Source organism: Halorubrum tibetense (genome assembly GCF_042661865.1).
In the GTDB taxonomy this organism is placed as follows: domain Archaea; phylum Halobacteriota; class Halobacteria; order Halobacteriales; family Haloferacaceae; genus Halorubrum; species Halorubrum tibetense.
This window is the reverse complement of sequence record NZ_JBHSWW010000254.1, coordinates 1-3,533: the sequence shown is the minus strand read 5'-3', so window position 1 is coordinate 3,533 and position 3,533 is coordinate 1. Positions and strand designations below refer to the sequence as shown.

Annotated in this window: 6 protein-coding genes; 4 read left to right on the top strand and 2 right to left on the bottom strand. The window is 68.2% G+C overall.

Annotated elements, in window-relative coordinates:
• On the top strand, positions 1-524 hold a 524-nt coding region (locus tag ACFQEU_RS13120; RefSeq protein ID WP_379782855.1), incomplete at its 5' end, for a YkgJ family cysteine cluster protein.
• Between the two features lie 128 nt (positions 525-652).
• Positions 653-1,063: a TRAM domain-containing protein gene (locus tag ACFQEU_RS13115; RefSeq protein WP_379782853.1), complete on the top strand. Its 411-nt coding sequence runs from the start codon at positions 653-655 to the stop codon at positions 1,061-1,063.
• A 37-nt stretch (positions 1,064-1,100) separates the two neighbouring features.
• Here the strand turns inward: ACFQEU_RS13115 and ACFQEU_RS13110 are convergent, their stop codons facing one another.
• Positions 1,101-1,832, bottom strand: coding sequence for a class I SAM-dependent methyltransferase (locus ACFQEU_RS13110; protein ID WP_379782851.1), 732 nt, complete (start codon positions 1,830-1,832; stop codon positions 1,101-1,103).
• Positions 1,833-1,950: 118 nt separating this feature from the next.
• Positions 1,951-2,343, bottom strand: coding sequence for a PPOX class F420-dependent oxidoreductase (locus ACFQEU_RS13105; protein ID WP_379782849.1), 393 nt, complete (start codon positions 2,341-2,343; stop codon positions 1,951-1,953).
• A 152-nt stretch (positions 2,344-2,495) separates the two neighbouring features.
• Here ACFQEU_RS13105 and ACFQEU_RS13100 point away from each other — a divergent pair, with 152 nt between their 5' ends.
• Positions 2,496-2,768 (top strand): helix-turn-helix domain-containing protein, encoded by a 273-nt coding sequence (locus tag ACFQEU_RS13100; RefSeq protein ID WP_379782847.1) that lies wholly within the window; start codon positions 2,496-2,498, stop codon positions 2,766-2,768.
• Between the two features lie 109 nt (positions 2,769-2,877).
• Positions 2,878-3,533 (top strand): glycosyltransferase family 2 protein (locus ACFQEU_RS13095; protein WP_379782845.1); only part of this gene is annotated, 656 nt, incomplete at its 3' end.

The following is a 3,533-nucleotide window of genomic DNA, read 5'->3' as shown; positions in this document are numbered from 1 at the left end:
ACGCCGCGGAGGAGCGGTTCGACGAGGCGTACGACTGGCGCGACGTCGCCCGACCGATGCCGTACGGTCTCGTCGAGGGCGACGACGGCGAGCCCGCGGGCGAGACGTTCGAGTGGGCGCTCGCGACCGACGACTGCGGCGACTGTACCTTCTACGAGGAGACGGACGGGCAGGGGGCGTGTACCGTCCACGACGCCCGACCGCTGATCTGCCGGACGTATCCGTTCAGCGTCGCGCTCGGCGGAACGAGCCAGCCGATGGGCGAGGCGGTCGACGCCCAGGGGCTGGTACGGGCCCACGAGTGTGAGGGGCTCGGGCGCGACATCGACCGGGCGGACGCGGAGGCGCTGGCGGAAGCGTTGAAAGAGCGGGCGGTCCGGGAGCTGCGGGAGGCGATCGGGGTTCGGGACGGCTACGACCCGACCGCGTCGGCCCGCGCGGGCGGCGCGGTCGTGTTCGACTCTGAGGGGCCGAAGCGGGTGGACGGGACGCCGGTCGACGGGGGCGACTCCGACGGCGACTGACCGAGGTCCCGTCCGCTCGCGCGGAGGCGACCGGAGCCCTCGACCCCACCCTGCCAACAGTCGGAGCTGGGTCGGAACGGGCGGTACAACTATGGTGTGGGGCCCCGACGTTTCGGTGGAGTCTTAGCATGGAAATCTCCGAGAAGCTCCTTTGTCTGTTCAGTGCCGATATCCGCGAGGAGGACGACGAGTACGTGATCGAGGTGCCGCGCCGGGAGGTCGACACCGGGTCGCTCGAACCCGGGGAGACGTACCGGGTCGCGCTCATCGCGCGTGACGACTTCGAGAACGACGCCGACGTCGACGACCGTGGGGGCGGAAGCGCCCACGAGGACGGACCGCAGCCGCCGGTCGAGCCGGGCGAGATGCGGTACGTCGAGATCGAGGACCTCGGCAAGCAGGGCGACGGGATCGCCCGTGTCGAGCGAGGGTACGTGATCATCGTGCCCGACACGGAGGTCGGCGAGCGCGTGAAGATCGAAGTGACCGAAGTGAAATCGAACTTCGCGGTCGGCGAAGTGATCGACGACGACGTCTGAGCGTCCCGGACGCGACCCGCCGGACGCGACCCGCGGATCAGTCGGCGGCGCGGTCGCGGTCCGGGACCCGCGCGTCCCAGTAGGAGACGGAGGCGACGTAGTCGCCGGGGATCGTGTTTCCGATCAGCTCGTCGAGCGCGCGGAACGGGGTGGCGATGATCCCGGGGAGCTCGCGATAGAACCCGTACGGGAGGACGAAGTCGTGCTCCTCGCCGGCGAGCGTCAGGCCGGCTTCGCCGAGCATCGTGGCTACCTGCCGCTCGGAGTAGAGCCGCGAGCCCATCGGGAGCAGCCACGTGTACAGCACGCGGAGGCTCCGTCCGTTGAACGTGTCGAAGAACACCTGATCCCTGCTCACCCGACGGAGCTCCCGCATGAACTGCAGCGGCTCCTCCATCAGGTGGAAAAAGCGCATCGCGACGACGGAGTCGAAGTGGTCGTCCGGGAACGGGAGCCGCGAGGCGTCCCCGCGCATGAACTCGACGGTGTCGGAGAGCCCCGCGTCGGCCGCCTTCGCGCGTCCCTGTTCGAGCATCTCACGGGAGATGTCGAGGCCGATGATGTCGGCACCCTGGTCGGCGAGCATCGTCGTGAACCGACCGGTGCCGCAGGCGACCTCCAGCACGCGGTGTCCCTCGTCGATCGGTCCGAGCGCGGAGAGCACGGCCTCCTTCTCGCGCCGGTCGATGAGCGCACCGCCGCCCGTGAACCGGACGTCGTCGTACTCCTCGGCCACCTCGTCGGCCTGATACCAGTCCTGACCCTTCACGATACTGCCGATGAACACCGAACGACCAAAACCGTACTGGATGCGCGACGAGCGGACCCGGTCGCGGTCCAATAATAATCGAGGACCGTCGCGGCGCGACGGTCCCGCGGGCGGCCCGTCAGCCGCTCGTCGATATCTCCTCGGTGGGGATCCGGATCAGCACCCGAGGGCCGGACTCCTCGCCGTGGTGCGGGTACTCGTCGACATCGAAATACCGCCGTGCCAGCTCGTCGATGTGCGCTTTCGCGCCCTCCTCGGTGAGTTCGGCCTCGCCGCGGACGGAGACGTACCGGTACGGGTCGTCGGGGTCGACCACGCTCACGCCGACCTTCGGGTTCGCCCGCACGTTCCGCTCCTTGCGACGGCCGCGAGCCGTGTTCACGAGGACGTACTCCCGATCGTCGTGGTCTACCCACACCGGCGTGACGTGTGGGGTGCCGTCGGGTAACACCGTCGCGAAATGAGCGAACGATTCCTTCTCGAAGATATCGACGTGCGACTCCGGGATCACGTCGAACGGTTCGGGTCGCCGCGACAAAAATCCGCCCGATCGATCGGTATTGACGGCGATCCGACTACTGATATTAACACCTTATACACTTACGATAGGATTCCCCCATATGTAGCCAACCTTTACCAATAGGCAGTGACTCCTCCTGTCGTATGAGTACCAGTCCCGTGGGGACACCCGACCAGGACCGTCTGTCCGAAAGCGAATACCGCGACCGTCTGCGCGAGCTCCCGCCCAGCGCCAAGCTCGTCGCGAAAGTGTTGGAGAGCGACTCGCCGCTCTCACAGGGCGGTCTCGCCGAGGAGTCGCTGCTGCCCGACCGCACCGTACGCTACGCGCTCAACCGCTTGGAGGAGGAGGAGCTGGTCGATTCGCGGTACAGTTTCAAGGACGCCCGCAAGCAGGTGTACTACCTGACGGTCTGACCCCACGGACCACCCGTTTTCGACCGTTCCCGTCCCGTCCAACAGCCTGCTTTTTCCCGCCGTCACGTCACGGGGTCCTTTTTATATCCCCGGGGCGATCGTCACCCGTATGGACCTGTCGGTCGTCGTCCCGACGCTCAACGGCCGGGACCGGTTAGCCGCCTGCCTCGACTCGGTGGCGGCCGGCGCGCCCGACGCGGAGGTGATCGTCGTCAACGGTCCGTCCGCGGACGGCACCACCGGAATGGTTCGTGACCGGGACGACGTCGACGTGCTCGTCGAGATCTCCGACCGCACGGTCAACGTCGCGCGGAACGCCGGGATCGAGGTGGCGACCGGCGACGCCGTCGCGCTCGTGGACTACGACAACCGGATCGCCGACTCGTGGGTCGACGGAGTGCGACGCGGCCTAGCGGAGGCCGACGTGGTAACCGGACCGGCGACGCCGACCGGATCGAACGCGGACGCCGCGGGCAACGAGGCGGGCGACGAAGCGGGGGCCGACCCCGGGATGACGGCTGACGGCGACGAGAGTGGATCGGACGACGAACCCGAACACGGGCCGGAGCGTCGTCGGATCGCGGGCCAGGAGGTGACGTACTTCACGAGCGGTAACGTCGCCTTCCGTCGGGAGACGCTCAGGGACCTCGACGGGTTCGACGAGTACCTCCACATCGGCGGCGCGCGCGACGCGGCCCATCGGTTGGCGCGCATGGATCGCACGGTGGCGTGGGACGGCGCGGTCGCGGTCACGAAGGAGCCGCC

What these genes read in the sequence shown, in the direction of transcription:
- ACFQEU_RS13100 (WP_379782847.1), top strand. Translation starts at nt 2,496, where the DNA reads ATGAGTACCAGTCCCGTGGGGACACCCGACCAGGACCGTCTGTCCGAA.
- ACFQEU_RS13115 (WP_379782853.1), top strand. Translation starts at nt 653, where the DNA reads ATGGAAATCTCCGAGAAGCTCCTTTGTCTGTTCAGTGCCGATATCCGC.